This is a genomic window from Haloarchaeobius amylolyticus (genome assembly GCF_042678045.1).
Classification (GTDB): domain Archaea; phylum Halobacteriota; class Halobacteria; order Halobacteriales; family Natrialbaceae; genus Natrinema; species Natrinema amylolyticus_A.
Genome location: NZ_JBHUDI010000009.1, coordinates 193,915 through 220,658 on the forward strand (window position 1 = coordinate 193,915; position 26,744 = coordinate 220,658).

The window sequence follows — 26,744 nt, forward strand, 5'->3', positions numbered from 1 at the left end:
TGATGTTTCGAGTAGATGGAGACGCACCTACGGACGATGACCACACGGGATCACTAAATCGTCCCGCCGATTACCGGCTCGACGATTCGGGACCGACTCGAGGCTATCCGGCAAAGCCCGACAGAAGCCACTCGTTGCCGTCACCGTCGTCGTCCGCGATACTCGGGGCGCTGACGAGCACGAACGCACTCTCGCTGTCGCCGTTGCGGATCTGGCGCGTCGATTCCGGCGGAATCCAGAGTGCGTCGCCGGCCTCCATCGTGACTGGTTCGTCGTCGATGACGACCGTCGCCTCCCCCTCGATGAGCACGTAGACCTCCTCGTGGTCGTTTTCCGTGTGATCGTGGGGTTTGCTCTTCCAGTCGGGATCACAACGCGCCACCGTCACGCCGACCTGCTCGGTTTCGAGTGGATCGCTCAAAAAGTGCATCGCGCTCGAGACCTGCTCGACGTCCTCGTAGTTGACCTTCCGGTATGACATACGCCCCCATTCGCGAGGGCGACAGTAAAACTATACTGTTGGACGACGGCCGATGAACGCTCGATCGCGTCTCGAGTGCGATCGACGTGTGAGCCGGAGGGGCCAACAGTATGCGTTCGGCTGCACGCCGTTATTCCTGCGCGAGCGGATCGAAGCTGTCGACCGGGATGACCGAGTAGTCGACCGTCAGTGCGTCCCTGGTCGCCCGGATCTTCCCGACGAACGCCGAAATGTCTTCGAGTTCGCCCTCGAGGACGAACAGTTCCATACAGTAGTGGTCGCCGACGTGGCTGTGGAAGTTCGAGGCGACGAGTTCCTCGTGTTCGTGGCGCAGATGCATCATTCGCTCTTCGACGCTTGTGGTCTCGTAGTCGAACAACACCGTGACGATGCCCATTAGCTCGCGGTCCTCGAGTCGAGTGTCCTCGAATTCGCCGAGCAGGTTCCGCGAGGCTTCCCTGACGACTTCGCTCCGGCCGGTATAGCCGTGCTCGTCGGCGAACTGATCGAGTCGCTCCAAGAGTTCATCCGGCATCGAGACGCTGACGACTGCCATGTAATAACTCGAGTGAGAGATCTATTAAGCCTTATCAAACAGGAACCGTTCGGATCGACTGGCACCTCGGCAATGAGCACAGGTCTATAAGACCATCGACATGGTATGGCAACACATGCCAGTTCCGGGATACGATCCAGACGACATCGACGACGCACTCGAGGCGCGCCTTGGAGACGAGCAACTCGAGGACCGGTTGAACGACTCGGAACTCGAGCGGTACCGGTCCGGCGATGAGACGCTGGTAGAACTCCTCGATGAAGGGACGATCGAGCGACTCCTCGATCGCAGGGACGCTGCCGATTGATACGGTCTGACGGGTGCTCCAGAACGGTTTGACAGCAGGCTATACGTGGTCGGCGGGCAGCAGGTCCTCGAACTCCTGGGCTGCGAGCCACTCACAGAGTGCGACGAGCTGGTCGCTCGCGGCCTCGAACAGTTGTGCGCCCTTCTCGGCCGTCGCGTCCGTCTGATCGCCGAACACGCCGTTGTCGCTGTTGTCGATCGCGTCGTAGAACGTCCGCGAGCCATGTTTGACCGTTCCGGCGTCCTCGACGCTCGCCACGCCAGTGTCTCGGGCCTCTGCCAGACGGTCGTCGTGAACCAGCTCCGGCTCGAGGTACTTGATCATCGCCGTCTCTTTCGGCCCGCCGTGAGGACCGTTCTGGGCGAAGAGCTCGTCGACCAATTCCGGTATCGACTCGTCCCACATCCACTCGATCGCGTAGGCGACTTCCTCCTGCCGGAGTCGCGCTCCGACCTCCCGGAGGTGCTGGACGTTGCCGCCGTGGGCGTTGACGTAGATCACGCGGTCGATTCCGTGGGCAGTGAGGTTTCGCGTCAGCGACTCCATGTACTGGCGAAACGCCGGTGGCTCGACCCACATCGTCCCGTGGAACTGCCGGTGGTGGCCGCTGACGCCGACGTTGATCGTTGGGGTACAGAGATAGCCCGTTCGATCGGCGGCCTCCCGGGCGAACGCCTCGGCGATCAGATGGTCGGTCGCCTCCGGCAGGTGCGGCCCGTGCTGTTCCGTCGATCCGAGTGGCACGAGCGCGAGCGATTCCGATTCGAAGTACGTCTCGAGATCCGGCCACGCTTCGTCGGCGAGGTACATACGTACCCTCTCGTGTGTCGATCACCAATAGCGTAGTGTGAAAGACCAGCACACGAACGCACGCCGCCCGGAAGCGAGAAAAAGCGCCGAGAGCCGCGTCGAAGCGATGTCTGGCCGGAACACGAGGATCCAACACGTGGAAACCCGTCGCTGACGAGGTGTCGTCGGTAATACCATATTACCGAAACCGGTGTCCTGGCGTGAACGAACGAGCGTGCTGCCGGGCTTGTTTCGTCGATGTCGCTGGTTCCTCGGCCGGAGAACGAGTTTATTTTGATTTTTGAGGCAGAGACGGGACGAACACCCAATCAGATTGCTGATTCATCATGGGATCAGAATCGAGGGCGAATCGACACGCCGCGATCCGTGTCCCGAGTCCGGAACGCCCGTGCGTGATCGCGGTCGCCCCGATGCGCTCGACACACGACCGGTCGTACTCTATGCGTGAAACTGGACACGTTCGGTCGCCCGATGAGAGAGCGACGTTTCAGTCACGACTGATTGGTCTCTCCCCGTGCTCTCGGCTCGGTCACAACACGTGTTTATCGCCTGCCTGCGTGCGAATCGATTCGTGATCGATCGCGCTCGTTTTCGGCGTTCCGATCGGAACCCGTATCGATACGTCACGGTACGGCGAGCGCGCAATTCGCCGTAACGCACACTTCAATCGTCGCGACCGCGTGAAACGTGACCTGTTAGTTTCACTACTGATTGATAGGCACTCAATTACAAAGGACGGACGGACCGACGAGAATCAGTACATGGTACTCCGATATCCCGCTCAAGCACAGGTTCCCGAGTGGCTACAAGACCCGGTCGCGGAGCTCGTCACGTTCCTTCCACGTCTCGTTGGCGCGCTGGTGATCCTCGCTATCGGCTGGATCATCGGCCGAGTGGCCGCAGGCGCCGTCCGCCGGCTCGCCGACGGCGTCGAACTCGATCGAATGGTCCTCGAGACGCCGCTCGGACGCATCCTCGGGGGCACTGAACAGGCCGTCTCGAGTGCGTTCGGGACGCTGGCGAAGTGGTTCGTCTACGCGCTCGCGATTCTCGCGGCTGCGAACGCACTCGCGATCGCGACGCTGTCGGAGTGGATCTCGACGGCGGTGTCGTACCTGCCGGCCTTCATCGCCGGGCTGGCGGTCATCGTCCTCGGGTTCGTCGTCGCGGACTTCATCGGCGACGCGATCGAACGGACCCGCGCGGCGACCCAGACGGCCTACACAACCTGGTTCGCCACCGGTGCGCGGATGTTCCTCTACTTCACGGCGATCGTCATCGGTCTCGACACGATGGGGATCGACGTCGGCATCCTCTACGTGTTTGCCCGGGCACTCGCGTGGGGACTCGGCGCGGCCATCGCCATCGGCGCTGGCGTCGCGTTCGGCTGGGGCGGCAAGGACTACGTCGCCGACAACATCGACCGCTGGATGAGCCGGACGAGCGAGGTCGCACCCGGCGAGAGCGAGTCCACCGGGAGCCAGTCTCGCGCCGGCGACCGCACCGGTAGCAGTCCAAGCACCGACCGTGAACCGGGGTCCGAGCCCGGTCCCGGACCGACCGACGACGATTAGTGCTACTGGACAGAAGTCGATACGAAGCCGGTCGCATGTATGCGGCCGTCACCTGTAGAGACGGCCGCGAATTCGCGACCGGGTTCACGTCGTTCTGTCCGGCAGTATAACCGCACGGCCCCGCCTGCGGTCGCTCTCGACACGACGCGGCACCTGACGAGGCCGGTCACGCACTCGACCGCGGCGGCGACGATCAGTCGGCTTCGATCTCGCTCGTGGCTCGAGCAGCCGGACCGTCGGCCTCGTCGTCCGGAAAGAGTGGCTTGACCGGCACGATCACGTGGGCTCGCACGAGGTCTCCGTCGTTCAGTCGCCACTTCCTGAGGTGCACAATCGAACGGGAGCCGCTGTAGCCGTCCTCGATCCGCTCGCAGACCGCATCGAACGCCGCCTCGTCGAACAGGTCGTCCGAGACGTGGTCCGTCACGACTGCGATGCTCCCGCGCCGAGCGTAGACGTCGAGACGCCCTTCGAAGATGTGCTCTACGTCCTCGATCCAACTGTGGATCTCGCCGACCGTCGGCCGATCCGGTGCCGTCGGAAAGGTGATCGACGCCTGATACTGGTCGGGGCGTTCCCGGACGTGTCGCTTCCAGAGTCGTCCTAGATGCTGTGTGACTCCGGTTCCGGGCACCCGCGACGCGATGTCGGTCGCTCGGCCAGCCGCGGTCGACACGCGCCGTCGAAGATGGGTGGTGGGATCGACTCGATCGCGTTCCCTCATTCGTTCTCACGTTCGAGTTGCGGGCATGGGTAATACGTCCTTTGTTGTCGAAAACGATACCTCAACAAGAAAGTCACGCGAGCGTGTGTATTGTTGCTTCGCGAGAGTTTTGTACAATCCGTTACTACCGCGGGACAGAATGCCTCGAACAGGGCCCACCCGCTCGATTGCCCGCCTCATCGGATCCGTCGCGATCGTCGCCGTCGGCGTCGCGGGTAATACCGGCTTTGACACCCCGACCCGTACGATTCCGGCCCTCGTTTTGATTGCGGTCGGCATTGCCGGAATCACGAGTACTGTACGGGAAGCCGAAACGGCACAGCTTCGACGCGTGGCGAAACGATGGTGGGTGCTTGCCTTCGCGACCTTCCTCCCCTACGGGCTGGCGACTGCCCCCGACAGCGAAGCGGCGGCCGCCGTCGGTGACGCGTTCGCTGGCCCGGTCGCGGGGCTCGTCCTCGAGTCGATCGCCGGTGCGACAGCCCTCTGTGCCGTGTCGATGTCGGTCCTGTATGCCTTCGCCTGGTACGGGATCCATCCGGGACGGCCAACGCCCGAAGAGCGCGTCCTCGCCGACGGCGGCGACGACTGATCCGTTCACAGGTTCTCGGTACGGCTCAGGGCGAGTTGCGTGCCCGCCGGCACTGACTGGAGTTCCGTACGAGCACGCATCGGCTGCAGTCAGCCAACAGCTATATATTCCGGCACCGACTCAACCCGGCAAAGCGGTGCACGACGTGATTCCGACACTACCCGATTCGGATCGACCCCTGCTCGCCGCCTCGCTCGCCTGTTTCGCCGTCGCCGGCGTCACGACCACCGCCGTCGACGGAGTCGAACTAACGACCGGAGCGACCGCGCTCGCAATTGTCGGCGTTTACGGCGTCGCTCGCTACGCCCAGTCCGTCACACGGCGGACGCTCGCACACACAGCACTGGGCCTGTGGCTTTCGTTCATCGGGATCGCCGGCACGCACGCCGTCGGCCTCGAGACAGTCGGCACCGTCGCGCCGGGACCCGCCGCGGTGACGGTCGTCGCGCTCACCGCAGTCACCTGGGCGACGCTGCTCGCGGCCGCCGGCACGACGATCTTTCTCGGCTGCCGGGAGTACGGCTCCCCGGCTCCGGCAGACGAACAGGTCCTCGAGGGCGAGGCCTCCGATTACTCGACGCGGTAACTCACCGCAATCCCTTCGCCGAGCGGGACGATCACCGTCTCGAAAGCCGGATCGGCACGGACCGTCTCGAGGTAGTCGATAATTCCCTGTGTGTGTTCGTTCGTCTCGTCCGCTGGCGTGCCCTCGGCCCACGCGAGCAGGTCGTCGAAGTCGACGACACTGGCCGTGATCGCGTTGTCGGCGATGACGACGCCGCCAACCGGGACCCTCGAGCGGACGGCCTCGAATGCATCGGCGTATCTGTGCTTCTCGTGGTCGATCAACACCACGTCGAACGGCCCGTCGTAGCGGTCGATCGCCGCCATCGCGTCGCCGTGTTCGTATCGTGCGATCGCGTCGTAGCCACCCGCGGCCATGTACTCGCGGGCGAGCTCGAGTTCGTCCGCGTCGACTTCGGTAAGGACGATCTCGCCGTCGCCGGGGAGGGCCTCGGCGAACCAGTAGGCGGAGTAGCCATATCCGGAGCCGAACTCGAAGATCCGCTCGGCACCGGTCAGTTGAGCGACGAGCCGGAGGAACGCGCCGACCTCCGGGCCGACGTGGGGAAAGCCCTCCGCAGCGGCGTACTCGTCCATCTCGATTAGCGTCTCGTCGGGGTCCGGACCGGCTGCACGGACGAAGCGGGCGATGTCGTCGGTGAGAACGTCGGTCATACGCGAGCATACCGGCCGCCAGCACAAATAGACTGCCGGACACTCCGGTCAGCCACTGTTCGCACGCGAGCCGCCGTCGCGATTCTCTCGCTGCACCGTCCCACTGCCCGTCCGCGTCGGCCTGCCAGTCAGGGGTTCGTGGGAGCGACAGTATCCTTTTTGCCGCTCGAAACCATCCCTTCGACCGACATGTCTGCCGACCACACCCTCGCCGAGGCAGTCGATAATCTGGTGTACGAACCCGTACAGGTCCACGACCACGGTATCGACCTGACGGTCGCCGCCGTCTACGAGGTCGCTGCCCCCGGTAGCATCGACTTCGGCGGCGACGAACTCGAAGACGCCGACCTCGAGCCGGTTCCGACCGAGCTCGCGGCCCCCGACGACGAGTACGGCTGGTGGCACCTCGAGGGTGGCCAGTACGTGATCCAGCACAACGAGTTTCTGACGGACCTCGAACAACCGGTCCAACTCCAGCCGCGCAACGAACTGCTGGCCCGTGGCGGCTCGCATCCCTCGATGCTGGTGCGAGATCACCTGCCGCTGATGCCGCTGTCGGTCGCCGACGGCGGCCTCGAGCTCAAGGAGAACGCGCGGGTGTCGACGCTGCTGTCGGATCAAGCTCCGTGAGGAGCCGATCGCGATTGCGCCAGAATCGAACGACAATCGTCCGATCCGTGTTGTGAAGCAGTATATTTACCATCAGGCTCCCTAGCCTGCGGTACTGATGTATCAGGAGATCCTCGTTCCGACGGACGGGAGCGACGGGACCCGGCAGTCGCTCACGCACGGACTCACGCTCGCGGAGCGATTCGATGCGACGATCCACGCACTGTCGGTCGTTCCGGAGGGGCCACTGGGAACGCTCCAGACCGACGAGGGACACCCCGCCGCGGAGCGAGCCGTCGAGCGCGTCGAAACCGAAGCGACGCGCGAGGGGGTCGACGCCGTGACGGCGGTCGAACAGGGCGTGCCACACGAGGAAATACTCGCGTACGCCGACGACCACGACATCGATATGATCGTCATGGGGACACAGGGTCGAACCGGCCTCGATCGGGTGCTCGTCGGCAGCGTCACCGAACGGATCGTCCGCATGGCCGACATCCCCGTCGTCACCGTCCGGCTGAACGACGAGATTCGAATCGAGGACGCCGACGAGGCCGCCCGGATCGCGCGTAAAGCTGCCGGAGCGGACGGCTATAACGACATCTCCGTCAGCGACGATCCATACCGAACCAGCGCCTCGTGGATCGTCCCCCTCGAGACCGATGCCGGGTCGCTCCACGTCCACGTCGACGCCGTGACGAGCGAAGCTCGTATCGCGAACGGTTCTGAGTAGGATACTCACGAGGAGAGCACGCTCCGATCGGGCTCAGTCCTGGACGAACTCGCCGTCGCAGCTGTACTCCTGGAGTTTGATACTGTTTACCGATTCGGTCTCGTTGTACGGCTCCGAGGGCTGTGCCATGTAGTAGAGGTCGAGCCGCTCGAGGTCGGTCTCGTGATCGCCGTTCCAGCGTTCACAGAGATGGTTCGCCAGATACGATCGATGGTTCTCGTTATCGCCACTCCAGACGTTCGAGAGATACTTCCGCCAGCGAGTGGTTGGATAGACATCCTCGTGGCTCGATGGCGGACCCCAGCTGACCTCGGACCGATGGAGGGCATCGACCTCGGAGCCGTTTTCGAGTTCGGCCGGCGCGAGGAACCAGCCGTCGGTCCCGAGCGGTTCGGGAGCGAACATCCGCCACGACTGGGTAGTTTCGGTCGCCTCGAGTGCGGCCTCGCCGGGTTCGGGAACGTCGGTGTAACCGACTGCCTGGGCGTTCGAGAGAACCACGAGCGTGAGAAAGAGCCAGGGAAGTATCGTCGAAAACAGCGTGCGCCCGCGGGCGACCCCAACGGTGAGGAGTCGCTGTGGTGCTGGTGCAGCGGTCGGGAGATCCTCGATTGTCGGTCCTTCGGGGAGGAGCGTCCGGAGTCGGGACATCGCACCGTGTAGCGGTCCCGTGAGGCCGATGCGAGTCGCCAGCGCGGTCACGCTATCCCAGACGACAGGTGGGTAGAACGGCACGAGCGCGGTGACGACGACCAGCGGAAAGATCCCGATCCGCATCGTCACGAGCATTCCGAGGTGCATCCCGGCGAACGCCGTCGCGAGCGCTGCTCGTGGACGGCCAGTAAGCACGATCAACAGCGGAGAACTGACCAGCAGTGCCGCCCACACGTACGTCATCACGCGCAGCAACTCGGGATACTCCGCGAGGACGTCGCCGAGCAGGAACGTGAACTGATAATCGAGACTGAAGACGTAGACGACTGCCTCGCCGTTGAACCACATGTCCCCACGACTCTTGTGGATCGCGTTCACGACGTACATGGCAACGATCTGTAGCAACAGCGCCATCGTCGCCACGTTCGAGACGGTCGCTCGAGGCTCGTCAGTGCGGCGAGCGTCGACGGCCCACCGCTCGCCCAGCGGCAAGAATATCGCCCAGAACAGCAGGACCCGAAGCAACGTGTCCCCGCCGTTGAGGACCATCGGGTTCCGGGCGTGCAGCGAGAGGAGCAACAGCCACGAGCAGACCGTCGCGAGCCGGGTTCGATACCCGACAGTCATCGCGGCAGCGAAGACGGCGGCGACGACGAATAACACCGCAATCGCCCACGCCTCACCCGAGAGTGTGTGCAGCGAGTAGACGGTCGAATAATCCGAGAACAACGCCGCCCGTGGGAGGACTCCCGAGTCGGTGTAGAACGCCTCGAGGTTCCGTGAGCGAAGTGCGAGATCAGTGAGCAACAGCAGGCCGAGCGCGATCCGGAACGCGGCCAGCGCTCGCGTATCGATCGCAAACCGGTTCGCGATGCCGGCCGAGAGCCGATCGACGGTCTCCGAAAGCCGGCGGCGGACGTCAGATGAGGTGGTTCGTTCTTGCATCGTCTGAACTAGATGTTCCGGTGTCCCGGGCAGATTGGCATAAGCTTGGTGTATCGTGAAAGACACATTTGACCTATTGAGCATTGATCGGAACCCTGAACTACAGACACGCCGTATGGGGAGTCGTTCGATGAGTCTCGAGATCCCGGCCGAGAATCCGATCGTCCTGTTCGACGGGGTCTGTAACCTCTGTAACGGCTTCGTGCAGTTCATTGTCCCTCGAGATCCGGACGGGAAGATCCGTTTCGCGTCCCTCCAGTCCGACGTCGGGCAGGAGCTCCTCGAGGCACACGACCTCCCGACGGACACCCTGGAGTCGATCGTGCTGATCGAGGGCGAGGACTGCTACGTCAAGTCGGGTGCCGTCGCACGGATCGCCGCGCACCTGGGTGGGGTGTACGCGCTGCTATCGGCGTTGCGTTACCTCCCGCGGCCGATTCGCGACCGCGCCTACGACTTCGTCGCCGCCCGTCGCTATCGGTGGTTCGGGCAAAAAGACCAGTGTATGATGCCGACGGGGGACGTTCGATCGCGGTTTCTCGAGTAGGTCTGGACCGGTATCTCCGTTCCGAGAGTGGTGTTCCGACGGTCGCGGGTTTCGTTACAAACCGTTCCCCACGTCGGCGTTTCGCTCACTCACGTCCGTTCGCGAGCAGAAAAGCCAGGGGTGGGATTTGAACCCACGAAGTCTCGATTACAAGTCGAGTGCATGAACCGCCCATGCTCCCCTGGCGCTGGCTGTTGATTAGCCGTCCTCCTTTGAATGTGTATCGTTTTCGTCCCGGTTTTCGAGCGGTCGCGCCATCGTCACCCGGAACTCGTCGTACCCCTCGCGCCGATAAAAGCGACGGGCCGCCTCGTTGTCGGCCATCACCTCGAGCAACACCTCGTCGGCACCGCGCTCGGCGGCTGCTTCCTCGGCCGCGTCGAGCAACGCGGCCCCGATACCGCGGTCACGAAACGCGGGTTCGACGTAGATGTTCGAGAGCAGGCCGCGGGTACTGTCGAGTTCGAGAGAGCCACGCTCGATCGTGACCGAGGCGAAGCCGACGATCTCGCCCGCGAGCCGGGCGACGAGGAGGCCGTCGTTGATCTGGTAAGCCGCGAGCGTCTCGCGCATGGTCTCGCGGTTCGGGTCGGCGCGGACGGCCGAGTCGTGACGGCGCTGATCGCGGGCGAGTCGGACCCACAGGTCAGTGACCGTCTCGAGATCGTCCCGCGTGGCGAGTTCAATCGTCGGCTGCGGGTTGTTCGGGGGCATCCTCGAGTGCGGTCACGGCGGGGAGCGGTTCGGCGGTGAGCATCCGCAAGGCAGCGCCGCCGCCGGTGCTGACGTGGGAGAAGCCCTCGACGCCGAGTTGGCGCAGGGCGGAGGCGGTGTCGCCGCCGCCGACGATACTCATGGGTCGATCCGTGGCGGCACCGAACAGCTGTCTGGTGCCCGTCTCGAAGCATTCGTCCTCGAAGACGCCGGCCGGGCCGTTGAGGATCACCGTCTCCGCGTCCGCGAGGATGCGCTCGTAGTACTCGAGGGTCAACGAGCCGATGTCCATGGCGGCCTCGCTGTCGCCCGGTGGCAGGGCGTTGACACCGAGTTCGTGGCGCTGGCCGTCGCGAGCGACGGCGACGTCCCGTGGGAGCGCGATCCGATCGCCGTAGGCATCGAGCAAGTCGGCGGCGCGATCGATCTCGTCCCAGTAACCCTGGTCGTAGATGAAATCGGAACTGGCGTCGCCCAGGTCGACGCCGTCGGCGATGAGGAAGACGTTGCCGACGACACCCGCCGTAAGGACGTGATCGGCCAACCCTTTCTCCAAGACCGACCAGGCGACGTCGATCGAGTCGGGAACTTTCGCACCGCCGAGGACGTAGACGCGAGGTTCGGGGGTCTCCTCGATCGAGCCGAGCACGTCGAGTTCGGACTCCATGACGCGGCCGGCATATCCCGGCAGAACGGTCGGTAGACCGACTAACGAAGGCTGTGAGCGGTGAGCCGCGGCGAAGGCGTCGTTGACGTAGGCGTCGAGGACTGGCTCGAGGCCCTGCACGAGGTGCGTTTTGGCGGCTCGCCCGGGGTCGAACTCCATGTACTCCTCGCTGTAGAAGCGAGTGTTCTCGAGGACGACACAGTCGCCGTCGTCGAGGTCCCTGACGGCCTCGCGAGCGGCGTCGGTAAACGTCGCATCCACGTAGTCGACGGGCTGGCCGAGCAACTCAGCGAGGCGATCGGCGTGGGGCTCGAGCGTGACGAACTCGTCGCCGCCGGGTCGACCCTGATGAGCGAGGACGGCGACCCGACCGCCACGCGCCACGAGTTCAGAGAGGGTATCGACGTGAGCGCGCAGTCGGGCGTCGTCTGCGAGCGTGCCATCGTCGTCGATCGGACTATTGACGTCGACGCGAACACCGACGGTAGTCCCTTCGACGTCCAGGTCGTCGAGGGTCGCGATCATTATCGACCCCTCCACCGCGGCCCCCGAAAGGTCTTTCTATCGGAGAGATAGGGGCGGTATATGCTGGCACCACACACGATACCATCGAAGTCGCTCCCGATTCACACCGATCGGCAATCCGCACAGACCAGTTGCCCGTTGGCGTCCCACAGCGACTCCGCGAGCGAGCCACAGGCCTCACAGACGCCCTGGGTCGTGTACTCGTCGCCACCGTTGGGGAGCAACTGCGTCTCGCCCTCCACGGTCGGACGAGTCGCCGTGGGTTCGGCGGACTGACGGTCGCGGTCGATGGGCGGCTCGCTCGAGCGCGGGGGCGTCATCGTCGCCTGGAACGAGCTCGCGGCGGCGATGACGTCGCGCTGGGTAACGACCCCGGCAACGCCGTCGTCGCCCTCGACGACGACGTTGCGGATGTTCTGGCGGGCCATCGTCGTCGCGACATCGGTGAGCGATCGGTCGAGTCCCACCGTAATGACCGGCGTCGTCATTGCCTCTTCGACGATCAGCTCGGCCGGGTCGTGCTCGTCCGCGACGAGTTCGAGGACGTCCCACTCGGTTACGATGCCGACTGGCTCCGGACCGCGAACGACCAGCGCACAACTCGTCTGCTCGTCGCGCATGAGCCCCACGACGTCGAGAACGGTATCGGACTCACTGACACCAACGTAGTCGGTCGTCATCACGTCTCTGACGGACAGTTCCGATTCCATATGCGAATGATTCGCACGAACGGGCTAAAAGCTACCTCCGGCACACTTAAGCAATACGGCACCGAAGTTCGGTAATTCCGGTTCTCAGGCCGTCTCCCACTCGAGTTCGACCCGGGTCCCGTCGGCCCGGCAGGTCTCGAGGGCGTGTTTCGCGGCGAAGCCAGCGTCGTGGGGGCTTTTCCCGCGGCCGACGCCGACCTGCATCTCGACGTCGACGGCTTCCTCGACGTGGGCGAGGGCTTCCTCGTAGTCGGCGGCCTCGAGGTCGGGACAGACGACGATGACGTTGTCGCCGCCGACGAAAAACGAGAGGCTATCGTGGGCGTACCGCATGTGACGCATGAGTTCGGCGTAGCCCTGCTCGATCTCGATGAAGGTGTCGAAGGCGTTGAGTTCGTCCGTGTAGTTGCCGGTGGCGTTGATCACGTCGAAGTGGGCGATCTGGACGTCGTCGTCGGCCCGGTAGGCGTCGTCGATGGTCCGACCCTCGAGACACTCCCGGCGGTGTTTGTCCTGTGCGCTGCCGGCCTCCTGGAGGCGTTCGGTCGCGTCGGCGAGCGCCTGCACGGGGTTCGTGCCGGTCGCGACGCCGAGGCTGAGCGTCACTGGATAGCGATTGCCGACCGACTCCTGGAGGAGCGCGTGATCCTCGAGCGAGCAGCCGTTCGTGACGGCGATCATGTTGTCGAAGCGAGTGAAGAAGGTGTAGCCGCCACGGTTACCGACGAACTGGGAGATGTCCGCGTACAGCCGGGACTGCATAGTCTGGAGGTCGGCCTCCCGGCGCGGTTCAGGGGTCACCGTCCACGGCCCGTAGTTGTCGATCTGGACGAGCGTTACCTGCGTGTTAGTCACTGTGGGCGATTCTTTCGAACGGCGTCGTATAAGTGATACGCAATCCAGTTCCGTGATGGGGTGGGGAAAACGGCGTTACGCGGGGACCTTTTCGGGGTCTTTGCCCTGCGGGTGGTACTTCCAGAAGTTCCCGGCGCGCATCGCGTCCCCAACGGCTTTGTGCATGTCGAGGATCGTCTCGAACTCGTCGATGTCCTCGTCGACGTAGTCGAAGATGTCGCTCATGGCGACGATCGTCTCGTGGTTGACCCGGATCGGGTAGTCGCCGTACTCGTCGACGAACTCGTTGCGATCGAGCGGGAAGTCCTCCTCCTCGTCGACTTTGTCCGCGATGATCCGCATGTCGAACTTGCGCATCCCCTCGCTGCCTTCCTCTCCGTCAGGGTCGACTGGCCAATCGTTGCTCATACTCCGACGTGTGCAGGGGACCCGCAAAAGGATTACTCCTTGTCGCTGTCGCGTCCTCGGTACTCGACACGTTCGAGAGCGGCCAGTTCGATCCGTGTACAGCCGTCGACACCGCCTGTCATGGCGACGAGCCGGCCGTGGGCTGTGGCGAGTCGCTTGCCGACCGGGAGTCCGCGCCGGCACTCGAGTCATCCACGCGGCCACGTTCACTTTCACTCCGAATTACGTAGATATAAGTCAAAACCAGTCAACGATTAGAACGGAATCCCGCCTCCACGAGTGGGGCAGCGAAATGCCCCGGGTGTCAGCGCACCCGAGGCTGGCTTCCACTCCCAGCAGAGGAGCTGCAAGCCATGATTGCGTTCATTCTGCCGGGATATAAACATCCCGCACGACAGCAGAACCGCCCGACAGCCGACGGAAGACCACCACAGCAGCGCACCGCTCGTGGTCGTGATGTATAGTGGCTCCGAGGCGAGCGACGCCGAGGATCGAACGTCGTCGCTGCCGGACTGTCCGCGCTGTGGCGAACCGGTCGCGTTCGTCACCGCCTCCGGCCCCACGACTGCGTCGGCCAATCCCTGCGGCTGTTCGGTGTCGCCCGGGTTCTGTCGGGACGACCATAGTAACAACTGATACGGACTGCTGTTCGTCAGTGCCGGCGCGACCGCGAGCCGTCCTGCGATCGCGCCGGGAACCAGTGACAGCAGGCCGTATGAAACGATCCACACCGATCGCATCGTCCGCGGTTCTCGTTCACGTCGTCGCTCCAACCCCCGCTCCCGTCGTGCGATCGGGGGTGTAGTAACGTTCAGTGGCTCCAGAAGCCCCCGAACAGTCGTCGCCGACACTGATGTGTCGGTCTCGCGTTACGAGGTGTTCGCGTACAGGTACACCGCACCGATGGCGACGATCGCCTCGGTGACTTTCGTAATGACGGCCATCGGATTGAGGCTTCCCTCCATGTAGAACGCCTCGATGCTGAACCCCTGGAAGACGAATAGGGCGACGATCGTAGCGATCGCATAGGCCGCCGCAACCAGATAGAGCGTCTGATTCCAGTAGGGAGTTAGGTAGAGGACGACTCCACCAAGGAAGCCGAGCCCGTTCAAGATGAACAGGATCCCCATCATCTGATTGAATCCCATGGCCCGGGGGGCGAGCACCAGGTGGAGCACCCCCGTTATGACGGCTGCGAGTATGACCAGATATCCGACCGGATTCGACGGCAGACTGATCAGCGAGTCGCTCTGTCCTGTCGTCGTCGATTGCGCAGACATATCCGGTATATTGGACGGGTGCTTGATTGGTGGCGCTATGATTCTAATATTGCGGGAACGATAGCTAGATTCTATATTGATTTCTAGTCTCTCGGCAGTATTAGTAGATAGTACTTGTATTTTTGTAGAGTACCAGCAGTATTTGTGCGGAGTGCGCACGCTCCATGGCTGTGTGACCGAGACTCGACCATCGAACTCGCTCTCAGCGAGCGGTTTCGACGAAACAGGAGAAACCGACGGCAAAACGATCGGGACGTCGTTCCACCGGCTCTCATACGGACTCCTGTCAATCAGTGCTGGCGCATCTGCGACTCGTCCTGCGGACCCGCCAGGACATCGGGACAGCAGACCGTATCAGTCACTGCCGACCCGCCCGGGAGTCGTCGTGTTGGTGTGCCGGGACCGGATCTCACCCGGGACTAGTCGTCGGCCGTTTCGGCGTCCGCTTTCTCACCCAGCACTTCCTCGCGGTGCTCGTCGAGCAGCGGCGCGCGACCGCGGGGTTTGGGGTTCGTCTCGGTCATCTTGATCGGATTGCCCGCGATCTCGACGTCCGTGTCGGCACCGGGCTGTTCGACCGGCACGAGCATGTCCCGCGTGTGGACGTGCGGGTCGTCGAAGATTTCCTCGGTAGTCTGAACCGGCGCGGCCGGCACACGGCCCTCGAGCTTGCTGACGAGTTCGTCGTTGGTCTGGGCGCGGGTCCACTCGGCGATTTCCTCGCGGAGCGCGTCACGGTGCTCGAGGCGCTCGGGCGTCGTGGGGTAGTCCTCGGCCAGGTCCTCGCGGTCCATCACGTCGCACAGTTCCGCCCAGTGGTTGTTGTTGAACGCGGCGATGACAGCGTAGCCGTCGTCGGTCTCGAAGGCGTTGTAGGGAAACAGCGTCGGGTGGGAGTTGCCCCGTCGGGTGGGGGCTTCGCCGGTGTACGACTGCTGGTAGATGGCCCGCTCGGTGAAGCTGATCATCGAGTCGTACATGCCGGTGTCGACGTACTGGCCTTCGCCGGTCTGTTCGCGGTGGTTGACCGCGGCCAGGATGCCGATACAGTTCAGCGTCGCAGTAAAGAGGTCGCCGACGCCGGGGCCGGTCTTGGTCGGCGGGCCGTCGGGCTGGCCGGTGGTCTCCATGACGCCGCCCAGTGCCTGTGCGATGAGGTCGAAAGAGGGCTGGCCCTGGCGGTCAGTTTCGCCCGTGCGCGGGTCGCCAAAGCCACGGATCGAGGAGTAGATAAGGTTCTCGTTGTACTCTGTGAGCGTCTCGTAGCCCAGGCCGTACTTCTCCATCGTGCCCGAGCGATAGTTCTCGACGACGATGTCGGCTTCCTCGACCAGCGAGAGGAAGTCCTCGCGGTCTTCCTCCTCGCGGAAGTTCAGCTCGATGCTCTTTTTGCCGCGATTGACGCTCTGGAAGTAGCCACCGTAGGCCTCCTCCTCGGGGTCGTCAACGAACGGCGGATTCGACCGGATCATGTCACCGCCGGGACGTTCGATCTTGACGACGTCCGCACCGAGGTCCGCGAGTAACATCGTGCAGTACGGCCCAGCCAGCACCTGGGTCAGATCTAGCACGCGAAGGTTGGAAAGTGCTCCCATGTCTGTATGCCCTCTTCTGAAACCATCCCCAAAACCCTTACCATCGATCATGAAGTTTGTCCTGCCATAACACGGGAAATGTGACCATTCGTCACTGAGACACTCATAGGATCTTTAAGGAATATTATCATGGAAGATCATTAAGTTTATACCCGCGTTCCTCATGGTTCTGCATACGATGTCCCAAACGGTCGTCCTCGGCGTGATTGGCTCCGATGCCCACGTCGTTGGCATCACAATCTTAGAGCAAGCCTTCAGTGCAGCCGGCTTCGATGTCGTGAACCTCGGCGTCCAGACCTCCCAGGAGGAGTTCGCCGAAGCCGCGGTAGCCCACGACGCACAGGCTGTACTGGTCTCCTCGCTCTACGGCCACGCCGAGCAGGACTGTCAGGGATTCCATAGCGTCCTCGAAGAGGCGGGTGTCGATGCCGTCAGCTACATCGGCGGCAACCTCGCTGTCGGACAGGACGACTTCGAGCAAACCCGGAAGACGTTCCGGGAGCTCGGCTTCGATCGCGTCTTCGACTCCGAAACCGATCCCGAAGAGGCGATCGCTGCGCTGCGCGAAGACCTCGAGATCACTCCGACCGAGTCGGAACGCGCAACTATTAGTTCTTAATGTCTAGATGATACGAGACGAACGCATACCAGCCGACGAGCTACAGCGTATCGACGAAGAGATCCGGTCGAACTGGCCGACGGGGGCAGACGTCGACTTCGAGGAAGCAATCGAGTACCACGAATCGCTCCCCGAGCACAAGCGATTCGCCGACGTCCTCGAGTCGGCTGACAAGCCGCTCTTGCAGCCGCGAGCCGGTGTGCCCCGGCTCGACGACCAGATCGAACTCCTGGAATATCTCCACAAGGAGGGGCAAGCGGATCTCTTGCCGACGACTATCGACTCGTACACGCGCGACAACGAGTACGAGAAGGCCCAGCAGGGGCTCGAGAAAGCCCGCGAGACGGGTGACGACACCCTGAACGGCTTCCCGGCCGTCAACCACGGCGTCGACGGCTGCCGGAAGCTGATCGATGCGATCGACGCGCCGATCGAGGTCCGCCACGGCACGCCGGACGCCCGACTGCTGGCGGCGATCACCTTCGCCGGCGGTTTCCAGAGCTTCGAGGGTGGCCCGATCTCCTACAACATTCCGTACACGAAACGCCACGGACTCGAGGAGACTATCGAGCGGTGGCAGTTCGTCGACCGCCTCGCAGGAGCGTACACCGAACGTGGCATTCGGATCAACCGCGAGCCGTTCGGCCCGCTGACCGGCACGCTGGTGCCGCCGTCGATCGCGATCGCGATCATGCTGGTCGAGGGCAAGCTCGCCGCGACCCAGGGCGTGCGCTCGCTGACGCTTGGCTACGGACAGGTCGGGAACGTCGTGCAAGACGTCGCCGCCCTGAACGCCCTCAAGAAACTGGGCAACGAGTACCTGCCCGACGAGGTCGTCGTCACGACCGTCTTCCACGAGTGGATGGGCGGGTTCCCGCCGGACGAGGCCCGCGCCAACGGCGTCATCAGCCTCGGCGGGATGACCGCTGCCATCGCCCAGCCCGACAAGGTCATCACCAAGTCGCCCCAGGAGTTCCAGGGGGTCCCGACCAAGGAGGCCAACGCCTCGGGCCTGCGAACCACGCGCCAGGTCATCGACATGGCCATCGAGCAGAAGATCGACATCGACGGCATCGAGGAGGAACAGGACCTCATCGAACGCGAGACCCGCTGTCTGATGGATACGATCTTCGAACACGGCGACGGCGACGTCGTCCAGGGCACGCTCAAGGCCTTCGACTCCGGCGCGCTCGACGTGCCGTTCGCACCCAGCGACAGCGCGAAAGGTGCCGTCCTGCCCGCGCGGGACGACGACGGTCGCGTCCGCATCTTCGAGTGGGCCGACCTCGCGATGGACGACGACATCAAGGAGATTCACAAGGCTCGACTCTCGCAACGCGCCACGACCGAGGGCCGCGACCAGTCGTTCCGGATGGTCGCGGACGACGTCGACGCGATCAGCGACGGAAAGCTCATCGGCCGCCCGCAGGGGGATGTCTAACAATGGAAATTACAGGAATATACGCCACGCCCGGCTACTCCGGGTTCTTCTTCGACGACCAGCGCGCGATCAAGCAGGGAGCAGAACACGACGGCTTCACCTACGAGGGTGAGCCGGTCACCGACGGCTTCGACGAGATTCGCCAGGCCGGCGAGTCGATCATCGTCGACGTCGAACTCGCAGACGGGACCGTCGCCCGCGGCGACTGTGCCGCGGTTCAGTACTCCGGTGCTGGCGGGCGCGACCCGCTGTTCAAAGCCGAGGAGTATGCCCCCGTCATCGAAGGCCCCGTCGCCGACGAACTCGAGGGCCGCGACGCGACCGACTTCCTCGACAACGCAGAACTGCTCGAGGAGATGGAGGTCGACGGCGACCGCCTGCACACGGCGATTCGCTACGGTGTCTCGCAGGCGCTACTCGGCGCAGCCGCCGAAGCCGAGAACACGACGAAGACGGATGTCATGGCCGACGCCTTGGGTACCGAGCCCGCGACGGAGCCGGTCCCCGTCTTCGGCCAGTCCGGTGACGACCGCTACACCAACACCGAGAAGATGTTCATCAAGGGTGTGCCGGTCCTGCCCCACGCGCTCATCAACAGCGTCGAGAAGATCGGCGAGAACGGCGAAACCTTACTCGAGTACGTCGAGTGGCTCGTCGAGCGCTCCCAGGAACTGGGTCCCGACGACTACGACCCGCGCTTCCACATCGACGTCTACGGAATGATCGGCGAGATCTTCGGCGCACCCTACGATCGCGACGAAGTGGTCGACTACTTCGCCGCACTCGAGGAAGCCGCTGCACCGTACCCGATTCAGATCGAGGGGCCGATGGACGTCGGCAACCGCGAAGGTCAGATCGGGGCGATGGTCGAGCTCCGCGAGGGACTCGACGACGCCGGCGTCGGTGTCGACATCGTCGCCGACGAGTGGTGTAACACCTTCGAGGACGTGCAGGCGTTCGTCGACGCCGAAGCGGCCGATGTCGTGCAGGTGAAGACACCCGACCTCGGTGGCATCCACCGCAGCGGACAGGCGGTCCGCTACTGCGAGGGCACCGACACGCGGGCCTACCTCGGTGGGACCTGCAACGAGACGGAAACCTCCGCACGTGCCTGCGCCCACGTCGCGCTCGCGACGAACGCCGCGCAGGTGCTCGCAAAGCCCGGTATGGGCTTCGACGAGGGGTACATGATCGTCGAAAACGAGATGCGACGAACGATCGCGCGACGAGCACGCAACCAGCCACAACAGACCGACGAGGTGACTGCAGATGACTGATTGGACCGATCCCGACACGTTCGCACAGGCACTCGAGCAAGTCGAGACCAAAGAGAAGGGGAACTGCTTCGAGGATTTCGAAGAAGGCGATATCATCGAGCACGACCCTGGCCTGACGCTCACCCAGTTCGGCAACGAGCAGTGGATGGGCCAGACGCTCAACCACGACCCCGCCTACTGGCGCACCGACGCCGCCGAGGCCCGGGGCTTCGAGGAGCCGCCGGTCCACCCCGACTACCTGACTGCCGCGACGCTCGGTATCACCGTCGAGGACCTCAGTGAGAAGGGTGGCTACTTCCTCGGTCGGACCGACGTCCGGTTCCCCGGCACACCGGTCTACACCGGCACTGAACTCCACGTCGAGAGCGAGGTCGTCAACCGGGCCACCTCGAGTTCTCGACCCGAGTACGGTATCGTCTCCTGGCGCACCCGCGGGAAAGATGCCGAGACCGGCGAGGTGCTGTGTTCCTACGAGCGCACGAACATGATCCCGCGGCGCGACCCCGTCGCGACCGACGGCAGCGGCACAGCGGCCGCCGAGGAAGACGACGAGCCCGAACTCCCCGAGGAGTTCATCACCCCCGAAGGCGGCTACTTCGAGGACTTCGTCGCGGCGCTCGAGGAAGCCGATGACGAAAACGCCGCCGTCGCCTACCGTCACGAACGCGGCCGCACGCAAGACGATGTCACGGTCGCCTCGCTGCCGCTGGCGACGCTCAATACGGCCAAACAACACCACAACGTCGACGTGATGTCCGATTCGCCATCCGGCGATATCGTCACCTACGGCGACGTGACCCGCTCGACGGCGCTTGGCCACGCTCGCTCCGACGAGCAGACCTGGCGCGAAGTCGGCTTCGACGACGAATCGTTCCACACGTTCGTCGCCGTTGGCGACACCGTCTACGCCTTCACGCGCGTCCTCGAGGCCGAGGACGACGCCTCGAGCGACGAGGCCGGCACCGTCACCTTCGAACACATCGCGTTCAACCAGGACGACGAACCTGTCTACTCGGGAACGCGAACAGCCGAGATTCGAAAGCGTTCTAACTAACACGATCGATCGTTACAAACGACCGCAGACGACTACCAATTCAAATCATGACTGACGACATCCGACTCTGCCGTACGTTCCAGACTGCACCGGCTGCTGTTCCGAAAGACGACTCCGCGAAGTATCTGCGCTCGGGCCTCGAGGCCGAGGGCTTCCAGGCCCCCGACTGGCTCGTCCCCGATATGGAAGACGGCACCGCGCCGAACATGAAAGACGAGGGCCTCGAAAACACGATCGATCTCGTTCCCGAGTACGACTTCCCTGGCGAGATCTGGCCCCGCGTCGAGTGGAGCTACGAGGACGAGTCGTTCCGCAACCGCGGTCGCGAACAGATCGACCAGCTCGTGGGCGAGATCGGCGACGAAATCGAAGGCGTCGTCGTCCCGAAGGTCGGTCGCGTCGAGGACGTCAAACGCGCCGCCGAAGCCGTCGCGGAAGCAGAAGCCGAACACGGCTACGCCGATGGCTCGATCAAACTCTCGATCATCATCGAGACCGGTCGCGCCCGCTCGGATCTCCGCGAAATCTCGAAATTTGGCGAAGAGTCCCGACTTACCGCGCTCGTCTTCGGTCCCGTCGACTATGCGGCCGAACTCGGTGCGCGTGACCTCGGCGACGGTCGCCCGCGCTGGGATGGCCTGCTCGAGGCCCTCTCGAACGAAGCCAGCGCCGCCGACCTGCTCTGTATCGGTGGCCCCTTCGACGACCTGTTCAAGGAGCGCGCCGGCCTGACCTACTACAACGCCGACGCCTACGCTGACCAGGTCGAACACGAAGCCCACCTCGGCCTCGACGGCTCCTGGTCGCTGTACCCCAAACAGACGATTCAGGCGAACACCATCCACATGCCCACGCCCGAGGAACTCGAGCGCGACGTGAGCAAGATCGAGCGCTTCAACGAGGCCAAAGCCGAAGGGACCGGCGCGGTCACCCTCGACGGGCAGATGGTCGACGAGGCGACGTTCAAGGTGTTCCGCAACACCGTCCAGCAGGTCCGTGCGATCGACGAGACCCGACCCGCCCAGACCGAGGAGTACTACGACGAGGACCTCCTCGAGCGCGCCCGCGACCTCGAACTGTCGTACACGTAACGCGCGCAATCGGCGGCTGATTGTGCACTGACTTTTTTACGGCGCGTAGCGCAACTCGAAGATGCATCGGCTCTCGTAGCTGCTGAACAGTACTGCACGCTCGGTCGCACGACGGAGCTGCACCGGTGGTCAGTGGTTTCCGTTACTACAGACCCGGACTCAGGGAGAAACCAGCGTCGCATCCGCGGCCGCGGCCTCGGCACGCTCGAGTAAGTCGTCGGGTTCGGCCGCGAGCAGCGGCTCGAGACGAGCGTTCGTCTCGACCTGGTTGGGGGTAACACGGTTGCAGCCGGCGTCGATCGTCGAATCGGTGAACGTCCCGATCTCGCGGGCTTTCGCGACGATGTCTGCTTTGTCCCACGTGAGCAGTGGGCGGTGGATCGGGAGCCGTGTGGCGCGGCTGGTAACCCCGAGGTTGCGGACGGTCTGGCTGGACTTCTGGCCGGCTGCCTCGCCAGTGACGATGGCGTTGGCGTTGACGCGGTCGGCGAGCGTCTCTGCGGCGCGGTAGAAGAAGCGGCGCAAGGAGAGCATCCGGCCCTGTTCCATCTCGCTGACCAGCAGGTCCACCGTCTCACCGCCCGGAATCCGGTAGACCTGCATGTCGAAGTTGGGCGCGTACTTCGAGAGGATCCGGACGGTCTCCATGGCGCGGGCCTCGTGATCGATGCCGCCGTAATCACCGAGATCGACGTAAGCCGGGACGACGGGGCTCCCGCGGCGCATCATCTCGTAGGCCGCGACCGGCGAATCGATGCCGCCGCTGACGAGCGCGATCACCGGTTCCTGCGAGCCAAGCGGCAGTCCGCCCGGTCCGGAGACCGTCTCGAGGTAAATAAAGGTCACATCCTCGCGGACCTCGACGCCGAAGGTGAGGTCGGGATCGTCGAGATCGACTTCGGGTTCGAACTCGTCGGCGACGGCCTCCCAGATGGCGGCCCCGCCCTCGCGGGCCAGATCCTCGCTATCGTAGGGGAGGGTCTTGTCCGCCCGACGGGCGTCGACGGCGAACGTCCCGCCGTCGTAGCACGCGCGGGCGGTCTCTTCGAGGGCCTCGATAATCTGTGCTTTTTCGGTGCTAACCGTCAGGGCGGGGCTCGCGGAGACGACGCCGAACACGTCCGTGACGGCGTCGGTCGCGTCCGCGACGGCGTCCTCGGTCGTGTGAACCAGCGGCCGGTTCCACCGGCGCTCGACCTCGCCGGGAATCGAGCGGTCAACGAGGAGGGCCTCGATGTTCTCGACGAGGAGTCCCTCCATGTACCGCTTGACGGTGTTGCTCTTGGTGTTAACGTCCCCATGACGGACGAGGACGGTGTCGGCTCCCGGGGGGTGCATGGACTGTGATAGATGATTGTGGCTATAAGGGGGTTACGAGGTGCGTATCAGTCTCGAGCGGACGAGAGCAGACCCGCTGCCTCAGACGATCGACTCCTCGACCGTCGGACTCAGACTGCCGGTGTAGGTGTATATTCCGACGACAAGCACCACGCCAGCCAGCAGCGGAATGATGGCGCTGAGCGCGTAGAGCACGTCGAAGCCGATCGCGCTAGCAAAAGGCAGCGAGATCAGCGGGCCGAGCGCACCGCCGACGTCGCCGAAGACGTTGTTGGTCCCCATCGCCCGCCCCATTCGATCTTCGGGCGTAAGGTCCGCCAACAGGGCAGTCAGGGGACCGCCGACGCCACCCTGTCCCGCGCCGATCAGCACACAGCCGCCGACGACGATGCCGAGCGACGGTGCAAGCGTCAGGACTGCGAACCCGACGCAGCTCGTCACGAGGAAGACCAGCAGGATCGGCACGCGAGCGCCGACGCTGTCGCTTATCTTCCCGCCGGAGATCGTGAAGACGGCTCCCGAAAGCGCCGAAACGGCCATCAGCAGGCCGGAAGTTCCCTGTTCGCCGTAATCGATGCCGAATCCGGCCACATCGAGCGCGAGCGTCATCGACTCGACCTCGAGGTACAACACGAGCGTCGAGAAGAGCACGCCGAAGTACGCGAAATAGAGTCCGAAGTTGACTATCCCGATGGTCAGTGCGGGCAGGGTCGTCTCGACGTCCCAGGGTTTGATCGAGGAGTCCGGGCTGTCGACGTGCGTTTCGGGGACGATGAAGTACGCAATGATGCTCGCGAGACCGGCGAAGGCGGCCGCGAGGACGAACGCCGTGGCGTTGCTGTAGACTTCGCTGACGATCCCGCCCAGCACCATGCCAGCGGGGAAGCCGAACGTGATTCCGGCGCGGACGATCCCCATGCTCGTCCCGCGCGAGCTGGCCTCGCTGACGTCGGCGGTGATCGTATACGCCGTCGCGAACACGAGCGCGCTGCCGATCCCCCACATGATCCGGGCGAGGACGAACCAGAACTCCGGCATCGCAGAGGTGATCGCGACCACGTAGCCCGCGGTCGCGGCTCCCTCGATGGCCAGCCCCGCGACGAACGGTTTTCGGGTGCCGATTCGATCGACGAGCACGCCGGCCGGCGCGTTCGCGAACAGCCGGGTCCAGCGGTTCGCCGAGAGAATAACGCCGACCATGAACGCCGAAATCCCCAGCACCTCGCCGAGGTTCGGCAGGATCGGAAAGACGACCCCGCCGCCGAAGCCGACGAAGAAGGTACTCGCGACGACGGCGTAGACGACGGAACGGTCGGTAGAGCGACGACTCGAGTCGGACACTGCTACTCACCGGTTTGCGTCGACATCAGATACGCTCTCGGTTCGTACCGCTGGACATGAGCACACTGTATAAGTATTCCGACACCAGGCCAGCCGTGCGGTTTCGGACCGACGTGGTGGGTCGGACGGCGCCGAAAACGCGCCCGAAACCGGCTCAGAACGTCGTGAGGTCGCCCTCGATCACACTGCGAGTGATCTCGGTGACGTCGGCGAGTTCCCGGTCGACGATCGCTTCGACATCGGCCTCGACGTCGGAGACCGCGACGCCGTCGTCGGTGACGAGGTGGACGTCGGCGACGTGGGGCTGGTCGATCGGGCGGCCGATCTGGGAGAGCAGTCGGACGCGCAGGTCGCGGATGTCGTCGACCTCGTCGACGACGCTCTCGGCGATCTCCGTCGAGAGGAGGTTATAGATCTTCCCGATATGGTTGACCGGGTTCTTCCCGCTGGTGGCTTCCATCGACATCGAGCGGTTGGGCGTGATGAGCCCGTTGGCGCGGTTGCCTCGGCCGACGGAGCCGTCGTCGCCCTGCTCGGCGGACGTGCCGGTGACCGTCAGGTAGATCGACCCTTCCTCGTAGTCGTCGGCCGTGTTGACGTGGACGTTGACCTCGCGGTCGGTGTGCTCGCGGGCGACGCCCGCGACGAACTCGCGGACGGACTCGACGGCCTCGACGTAGGCGTCCATGTCCGCGATGTACTCGTCGACCATCGCTGCGGCGACGGTAACGTCGATCGTGTCGCCCTCGCGCTTGCCCATGATCTTCACGTCCGGACCGAGTTCGGGGTTTGCGTCGGCGTACTCACCGTTCAGCCGGCGCTCGGCCTCGAGGACGATCTGCTCGGTTTCGGTCAGCGGCGCGTGGCCGACGCCGAAACTCGTGTCGTTTGCCATCGGGACGCTCACTTCGTCTTCCCCGAAGACCTCCTGCAGGTCGCCGCTGCCTTCGCCGAGTTTGACGTCGACGACGATGTCCTCGCCGACCGTCAGTTGCGGAATCTCGGACTCGAGGTACTCGCGAGCGGCCCGCAGTGCGATGGTCTCGGCGGGGATGGCCTGACCGTCGTAGTGTTTGGTCGCGCGGCCGACGATCAGGAGATAGATGGGGTCGACGACCTCGCCACCGCCGAAGGCGGGTGCGGCTTCGCCTGCGACGAGTTGTGTCTCGTCGGTGTTGAAGTGCAACACTTCGCCGACGCGGTCGATGTACTCGCGGGCGAGCGCCCCGGCGACGCTCTCGGCGATCCCGTCACAGATGGAGTCGGGATGACCGATCCCCTTTCGTTCGACGATTTCGACCTCCTGATCTTCGACCGCTTGCCGGTCGATAGATTCGATCCGAATGTTCCGCTCGCTCATTGTCGGCACTTGAGCGAGCGAGGTTCTATAACTTGCGGAAACAGATATGGGTCAGAAAATGCTTGGTGGTTATCCGACCGCCCGCGAACCGAGGGATGTCGGTCGATTAGGACTCGAGCAGCAGACCCAGATACGACGTCCGTAATTGGTCGTCGGGATCGAGTTCCAGCCGTTCGAGAACGTCGTAGGCACCCTCGCGAGCTGCCTCGAGATCCGATTCGCCCGCGACCTCGGTCTCGACCTCGACGTACTCGCCGACGCCGTCGACCGAATCGAGGGTGACGGTGTACCCATCGAGCGAGAAGCGCTCGCGGTCCTTGCGGACGGTTGCGGTGGGCTCGAAGTCGAGACTCGTCAGGATGGCGTCGATCGTCTCGTCGTCTTCGATCCCGGTTTCGAACTCCTCGCGGGTCTTCGTCTCCTCGTCGACGAGCGGCCCCTTGTAGGTAACGCGGGTCTCCTCGGTGCCGTCGTCGGATCGCTCCGAGCGAATCCGTAATGCCTCGTCGGTCTCGGCGAAATCGCGATGTGGCGCGTTGTAGTAGGTGTCCGCTTGCACGACCGAGCCCACCCGCGCCGCCTCGAGCGCCTCGAGGCGGTCACGGACGACCCCGAGCTCGGCAGGAACCTTCACTTCGACCTCGTACATGCCCGTGGGGACGGACGGGGCTCGTAAGTATCGGTCGCTCTCGCTCGAA

At 63.9% G+C, this 26,744-nt stretch carries 30 protein-coding genes and 1 tRNA gene; 13 read left to right on the forward strand and 18 right to left on the reverse strand.

What is annotated here, in order from left to right; translation table 11 throughout:
- Nucleotides 1-103: 103 nt before the first annotated feature.
- A complete protein-coding gene (locus ACFR99_RS14625; RefSeq protein WP_390288608.1) occupies nt 104-481 on the reverse strand; it encodes a cupin domain-containing protein in 378 nt (125 codons plus the stop codon).
- Nucleotides 482-611: 130 nt separating this feature from the next.
- Nucleotides 612-1,037, reverse strand: a complete 426-nt coding sequence (gene nikR, locus ACFR99_RS14630) for a nickel-responsive transcriptional regulator NikR (RefSeq protein WP_390288610.1) — start codon at nt 1,035-1,037, stop codon at nt 612-614.
- Between the two features lie 115 nt (nt 1,038-1,152).
- Between nikR and ACFR99_RS14635 the strand changes: the two genes are divergently transcribed.
- Complete coding sequence (locus ACFR99_RS14635) at nt 1,153-1,344, forward strand: DUF8027 family protein (protein WP_390288612.1); 192 nt, start codon at nt 1,153-1,155, stop codon at nt 1,342-1,344.
- A gap of 39 nt (nt 1,345-1,383) precedes the next feature.
- Here ACFR99_RS14635 and ACFR99_RS14640 read toward each other — a convergent pair whose 3' ends face one another.
- Nucleotides 1,384-2,154: a creatininase family protein gene (locus tag ACFR99_RS14640; protein WP_390288614.1), complete on the reverse strand. Its 771-nt coding sequence runs from the start codon at nt 2,152-2,154 to the stop codon at nt 1,384-1,386.
- 761 nt (nt 2,155-2,915) lie between these two features.
- On the opposite strand from ACFR99_RS14640, the gene ACFR99_RS14645 reads away from it, so the two are divergent.
- Nucleotides 2,916-3,728 carry a mechanosensitive ion channel family protein gene (locus tag ACFR99_RS14645; RefSeq protein ID WP_390288616.1) on the forward strand — a complete coding sequence of 271 codons (813 nt, stop codon included), beginning with the start codon at nt 2,916-2,918 and terminating at the stop codon, nt 3,726-3,728.
- Nucleotides 3,729-3,921: 193 nt separating this feature from the next.
- On the opposite strand, the gene ACFR99_RS14650 is transcribed toward ACFR99_RS14645, so the two are convergent.
- Nucleotides 3,922-4,452: a hypothetical protein gene (locus ACFR99_RS14650; RefSeq protein ID WP_390288618.1), complete on the reverse strand. Its 531-nt coding sequence runs from the start codon at nt 4,450-4,452 to the stop codon at nt 3,922-3,924.
- A 139-nt stretch (nt 4,453-4,591) separates the two neighbouring features.
- Between ACFR99_RS14650 and ACFR99_RS14655 the strand changes: the two genes are divergently transcribed.
- Together ACFR99_RS14655 and ACFR99_RS14660 are read left to right on the forward strand one after the other, a co-directional pair.
- Nucleotides 4,592-5,044 carry a hypothetical protein gene (locus ACFR99_RS14655; protein WP_390288620.1) on the forward strand — a complete coding sequence of 151 codons (453 nt, stop codon included), beginning with the start codon at nt 4,592-4,594 and terminating at the stop codon, nt 5,042-5,044.
- Between the two features lie 136 nt (nt 5,045-5,180).
- On the forward strand, nt 5,181-5,630 hold the full coding sequence (locus tag ACFR99_RS14660) for a hypothetical protein (RefSeq protein WP_390288622.1): 450 nt from the start codon (nt 5,181-5,183) through the stop codon (nt 5,628-5,630).
- Here the strand turns inward: ACFR99_RS14660 and ACFR99_RS14665 are convergent.
- Nucleotides 5,615-6,283 carry an O-methyltransferase gene (locus ACFR99_RS14665; RefSeq protein WP_390288624.1) on the reverse strand — a complete coding sequence of 223 codons (669 nt, stop codon included), beginning with the start codon at nt 6,281-6,283 and terminating at the stop codon, nt 5,615-5,617. The genes ACFR99_RS14660 and ACFR99_RS14665 overlap by 16 nt on opposite strands.
- Before the next feature lie 189 nt (nt 6,284-6,472).
- Between ACFR99_RS14665 and ACFR99_RS14670 the strand changes: the two genes are divergently transcribed.
- Complete coding sequence (locus ACFR99_RS14670) at nt 6,473-6,913, forward strand: dCTP deaminase/dUTPase family protein (RefSeq protein WP_390288626.1); 441 nt, start codon at nt 6,473-6,475, stop codon at nt 6,911-6,913.
- Nucleotides 6,914-7,010: 97 nt separating this feature from the next.
- A complete protein-coding gene (locus ACFR99_RS14675) occupies nt 7,011-7,625 on the forward strand; it encodes a universal stress protein (RefSeq protein WP_390288628.1) in 615 nt (204 codons plus the stop codon).
- 33 nt (nt 7,626-7,658) lie between these two features.
- Here the strand turns inward: ACFR99_RS14675 and ACFR99_RS14680 are convergent, their stop codons facing one another.
- Nucleotides 7,659-9,224, reverse strand: coding sequence for an HTTM domain-containing protein (locus tag ACFR99_RS14680; protein WP_390288630.1), 1,566 nt, complete (start codon nt 9,222-9,224; stop codon nt 7,659-7,661).
- Nucleotides 9,225-9,354: 130 nt separating this feature from the next.
- Between ACFR99_RS14680 and ACFR99_RS14685 the strand changes: the two genes are divergently transcribed.
- Nucleotides 9,355-9,771, forward strand: a complete 417-nt coding sequence (locus tag ACFR99_RS14685) for a thiol-disulfide oxidoreductase DCC family protein (protein ID WP_390288632.1) — start codon at nt 9,355-9,357, stop codon at nt 9,769-9,771.
- A gap of 112 nt (nt 9,772-9,883) precedes the next feature.
- Here ACFR99_RS14685 and ACFR99_RS14690 read toward each other — a convergent pair.
- From ACFR99_RS14690 to ACFR99_RS14715, 6 genes are all read right to left on the reverse strand, one after another.
- Nucleotides 9,884-9,957: transfer RNA gene (locus ACFR99_RS14690), tRNA-Thr, on the reverse strand.
- Between the two features lie 12 nt (nt 9,958-9,969).
- Complete coding sequence (locus tag ACFR99_RS14695; protein ID WP_390288634.1) at nt 9,970-10,485, reverse strand: GNAT family N-acetyltransferase; 516 nt, start codon at nt 10,483-10,485, stop codon at nt 9,970-9,972.
- Nucleotides 10,454-11,677 (reverse strand): phosphoglycerate kinase, encoded by a 1,224-nt coding sequence (locus ACFR99_RS14700; protein ID WP_390288636.1) that lies wholly within the window; start codon nt 11,675-11,677, stop codon nt 10,454-10,456. The genes ACFR99_RS14695 and ACFR99_RS14700 overlap by 32 nt, the downstream gene beginning before the upstream one ends.
- A gap of 101 nt (nt 11,678-11,778) precedes the next feature.
- The gene (locus ACFR99_RS14705; protein WP_390288638.1) at nt 11,779-12,387 is read right to left on the reverse strand and encodes a CBS domain-containing protein; all 609 of its coding nucleotides are present in this window, start codon (nt 12,385-12,387) and stop codon (nt 11,779-11,781) included.
- Between the two features lie 84 nt (nt 12,388-12,471).
- Nucleotides 12,472-13,242 carry a GTP cyclohydrolase III gene (locus tag ACFR99_RS14710; protein ID WP_390288640.1) on the reverse strand — a complete coding sequence of 257 codons (771 nt, stop codon included), beginning with the start codon at nt 13,240-13,242 and terminating at the stop codon, nt 12,472-12,474.
- 75 nt (nt 13,243-13,317) lie between these two features.
- Nucleotides 13,318-13,650, reverse strand: coding sequence for a DUF5785 family protein (locus tag ACFR99_RS14715; protein WP_390288642.1), 333 nt, complete (start codon nt 13,648-13,650; stop codon nt 13,318-13,320).
- Between the two features lie 456 nt (nt 13,651-14,106).
- On the opposite strand from ACFR99_RS14715, the gene ACFR99_RS14720 reads away from it, so the two are divergent.
- Entirely contained in the window at nt 14,107-14,286 is a 180-nt protein-coding gene (locus tag ACFR99_RS14720) for a hypothetical protein (RefSeq protein ID WP_390288644.1), read from the forward strand.
- Between the two features lie 233 nt (nt 14,287-14,519).
- Here ACFR99_RS14720 and ACFR99_RS14725 read toward each other — a convergent pair whose 3' ends face one another.
- Nucleotides 14,520-14,930: a DUF7475 family protein gene (locus ACFR99_RS14725; protein WP_390288646.1), complete on the reverse strand. Its 411-nt coding sequence runs from the start codon at nt 14,928-14,930 to the stop codon at nt 14,520-14,522.
- A 419-nt stretch (nt 14,931-15,349) separates the two neighbouring features.
- Nucleotides 15,350-16,525 (reverse strand): succinyl-CoA:mesaconate CoA-transferase, encoded by a 1,176-nt coding sequence (mct, locus tag ACFR99_RS14730; RefSeq protein ID WP_390288648.1) that lies wholly within the window; start codon nt 16,523-16,525, stop codon nt 15,350-15,352.
- Between the two features lie 163 nt (nt 16,526-16,688).
- Here mct and glmS point away from each other — a divergent pair, with 163 nt between their 5' ends.
- The 5 genes from glmS to citE are packed head-to-tail and all read left to right on the forward strand — an operon-like array spanning nt 16,689 to nt 22,007.
- On the forward strand, nt 16,689-17,144 hold the full coding sequence (gene glmS / locus ACFR99_RS14735; RefSeq protein ID WP_390288650.1) for a methylaspartate mutase subunit S: 456 nt from the start codon (nt 16,689-16,691) through the stop codon (nt 17,142-17,144).
- A 7-nt stretch (nt 17,145-17,151) separates the two neighbouring features.
- Nucleotides 17,152-18,585: a methylaspartate mutase subunit E gene (locus ACFR99_RS14740; protein ID WP_390288652.1), complete on the forward strand. Its 1,434-nt coding sequence runs from the start codon at nt 17,152-17,154 to the stop codon at nt 18,583-18,585.
- Nucleotides 18,586-18,587: 2 nt separating this feature from the next.
- Nucleotides 18,588-19,862, forward strand: a complete 1,275-nt coding sequence (locus ACFR99_RS14745) for a methylaspartate ammonia-lyase (RefSeq protein ID WP_390288654.1) — start codon at nt 18,588-18,590, stop codon at nt 19,860-19,862.
- Nucleotides 19,855-20,916 carry a 2-methylfumaryl-CoA hydratase gene (gene mch / locus ACFR99_RS14750; RefSeq protein ID WP_390288656.1) on the forward strand — a complete coding sequence of 354 codons (1,062 nt, stop codon included), beginning with the start codon at nt 19,855-19,857 and terminating at the stop codon, nt 20,914-20,916. Before ACFR99_RS14745 ends, mch begins: the two co-directional genes overlap by 8 nt.
- A gap of 47 nt (nt 20,917-20,963) precedes the next feature.
- Complete coding sequence (citE, locus tag ACFR99_RS14755; protein ID WP_390288658.1) at nt 20,964-22,007, forward strand: L-malyl-CoA/beta-methylmalyl-CoA lyase; 1,044 nt, start codon at nt 20,964-20,966, stop codon at nt 22,005-22,007.
- Nucleotides 22,008-22,166: 159 nt separating this feature from the next.
- On the opposite strand, the gene ACFR99_RS14760 is transcribed toward citE, so the two are convergent.
- From ACFR99_RS14760 to cyaB, 4 genes are all read right to left on the reverse strand, one after another.
- Complete coding sequence (locus ACFR99_RS14760) at nt 22,167-23,345, reverse strand: tRNA sulfurtransferase (protein ID WP_390288660.1); 1,179 nt, start codon at nt 23,343-23,345, stop codon at nt 22,167-22,169.
- A gap of 81 nt (nt 23,346-23,426) precedes the next feature.
- Nucleotides 23,427-24,686, reverse strand: coding sequence for an MFS transporter (locus ACFR99_RS14765; protein ID WP_390288662.1), 1,260 nt, complete (start codon nt 24,684-24,686; stop codon nt 23,427-23,429).
- Between the two features lie 154 nt (nt 24,687-24,840).
- Nucleotides 24,841-26,046 (reverse strand): methionine adenosyltransferase, encoded by a 1,206-nt coding sequence (locus ACFR99_RS14770; RefSeq protein ID WP_390288664.1) that lies wholly within the window; start codon nt 26,044-26,046, stop codon nt 24,841-24,843.
- A 106-nt stretch (nt 26,047-26,152) separates the two neighbouring features.
- Nucleotides 26,153-26,695 carry a class IV adenylate cyclase gene (gene cyaB / locus ACFR99_RS14775; RefSeq protein ID WP_390288666.1) on the reverse strand — a complete coding sequence of 181 codons (543 nt, stop codon included), beginning with the start codon at nt 26,693-26,695 and terminating at the stop codon, nt 26,153-26,155.
- Nucleotides 26,696-26,744: the final 49 nt, after the last annotated feature.

Bases quoted from the DNA above. Each gene is read 5' to 3' on its own strand.
- ACFR99_RS14625 (WP_390288608.1), bottom strand. From the start codon at position 481: ATGTCATACCGGAAGGTCAACTACGAGGACGTCGAGCAGGTCTCGAGC.
- nikR (WP_390288610.1), bottom strand. From the start codon at position 1,037: ATGGCAGTCGTCAGCGTCTCGATGCCGGATGAACTCTTGGAGCGACTC.
- ACFR99_RS14635 (WP_390288612.1), top strand. From the start codon at position 1,153: ATGCCAGTTCCGGGATACGATCCAGACGACATCGACGACGCACTCGAG.
- ACFR99_RS14640 (WP_390288614.1), bottom strand. From the start codon at position 2,154: ATGTACCTCGCCGACGAAGCGTGGCCGGATCTCGAGACGTACTTCGAA.
- ACFR99_RS14645 (WP_390288616.1), top strand. From the start codon at position 2,916: ATGGTACTCCGATATCCCGCTCAAGCACAGGTTCCCGAGTGGCTACAA.
- ACFR99_RS14650 (WP_390288618.1), bottom strand. From the start codon at position 4,452: ATGAGGGAACGCGATCGAGTCGATCCCACCACCCATCTTCGACGGCGC.
- ACFR99_RS14655 (WP_390288620.1), top strand. From the start codon at position 4,592: ATGCCTCGAACAGGGCCCACCCGCTCGATTGCCCGCCTCATCGGATCC.
- ACFR99_RS14665 (WP_390288624.1), bottom strand. From the start codon at position 6,283: ATGACCGACGTTCTCACCGACGACATCGCCCGCTTCGTCCGTGCAGCC.
- ACFR99_RS14670 (WP_390288626.1), top strand. From the start codon at position 6,473: ATGTCTGCCGACCACACCCTCGCCGAGGCAGTCGATAATCTGGTGTAC.
- ACFR99_RS14675 (WP_390288628.1), top strand. From the start codon at position 7,011: ATGTATCAGGAGATCCTCGTTCCGACGGACGGGAGCGACGGGACCCGG.
- ACFR99_RS14680 (WP_390288630.1), bottom strand. From the start codon at position 9,224: ATGCAAGAACGAACCACCTCATCTGACGTCCGCCGCCGGCTTTCGGAG.
- ACFR99_RS14685 (WP_390288632.1), top strand. From the start codon at position 9,355: ATGAGTCTCGAGATCCCGGCCGAGAATCCGATCGTCCTGTTCGACGGG.
- ACFR99_RS14695 (WP_390288634.1), bottom strand. From the start codon at position 10,485: ATGCCCCCGAACAACCCGCAGCCGACGATTGAACTCGCCACGCGGGAC.
- ACFR99_RS14700 (WP_390288636.1), bottom strand. From the start codon at position 11,677: ATGATCGCGACCCTCGACGACCTGGACGTCGAAGGGACTACCGTCGGT.
- ACFR99_RS14705 (WP_390288638.1), bottom strand. From the start codon at position 12,387: ATGGAATCGGAACTGTCCGTCAGAGACGTGATGACGACCGACTACGTT.
- ACFR99_RS14715 (WP_390288642.1), bottom strand. From the start codon at position 13,650: ATGAGCAACGATTGGCCAGTCGACCCTGACGGAGAGGAAGGCAGCGAG.
- ACFR99_RS14720 (WP_390288644.1), top strand. From the start codon at position 14,107: ATGTATAGTGGCTCCGAGGCGAGCGACGCCGAGGATCGAACGTCGTCG.
- ACFR99_RS14725 (WP_390288646.1), bottom strand. From the start codon at position 14,930: ATGTCTGCGCAATCGACGACGACAGGACAGAGCGACTCGCTGATCAGT.
- mct (WP_390288648.1), bottom strand. From the start codon at position 16,525: ATGGGAGCACTTTCCAACCTTCGCGTGCTAGATCTGACCCAGGTGCTG.
- glmS (WP_390288650.1), top strand. From the start codon at position 16,689: ATGGTTCTGCATACGATGTCCCAAACGGTCGTCCTCGGCGTGATTGGC.
- ACFR99_RS14740 (WP_390288652.1), top strand. From the start codon at position 17,152: ATGATACGAGACGAACGCATACCAGCCGACGAGCTACAGCGTATCGAC.
- ACFR99_RS14745 (WP_390288654.1), top strand. From the start codon at position 18,588: ATGGAAATTACAGGAATATACGCCACGCCCGGCTACTCCGGGTTCTTC.
- mch (WP_390288656.1), top strand. From the start codon at position 19,855: ATGACTGATTGGACCGATCCCGACACGTTCGCACAGGCACTCGAGCAA.
- citE (WP_390288658.1), top strand. From the start codon at position 20,964: ATGACTGACGACATCCGACTCTGCCGTACGTTCCAGACTGCACCGGCT.
- ACFR99_RS14760 (WP_390288660.1), bottom strand. From the start codon at position 23,345: ATGCACCCCCCGGGAGCCGACACCGTCCTCGTCCGTCATGGGGACGTT.
- ACFR99_RS14770 (WP_390288664.1), bottom strand. From the start codon at position 26,046: ATGAGCGAGCGGAACATTCGGATCGAATCTATCGACCGGCAAGCGGTC.
- cyaB (WP_390288666.1), bottom strand. From the start codon at position 26,695: ATGTACGAGGTCGAAGTGAAGGTTCCTGCCGAGCTCGGGGTCGTCCGT.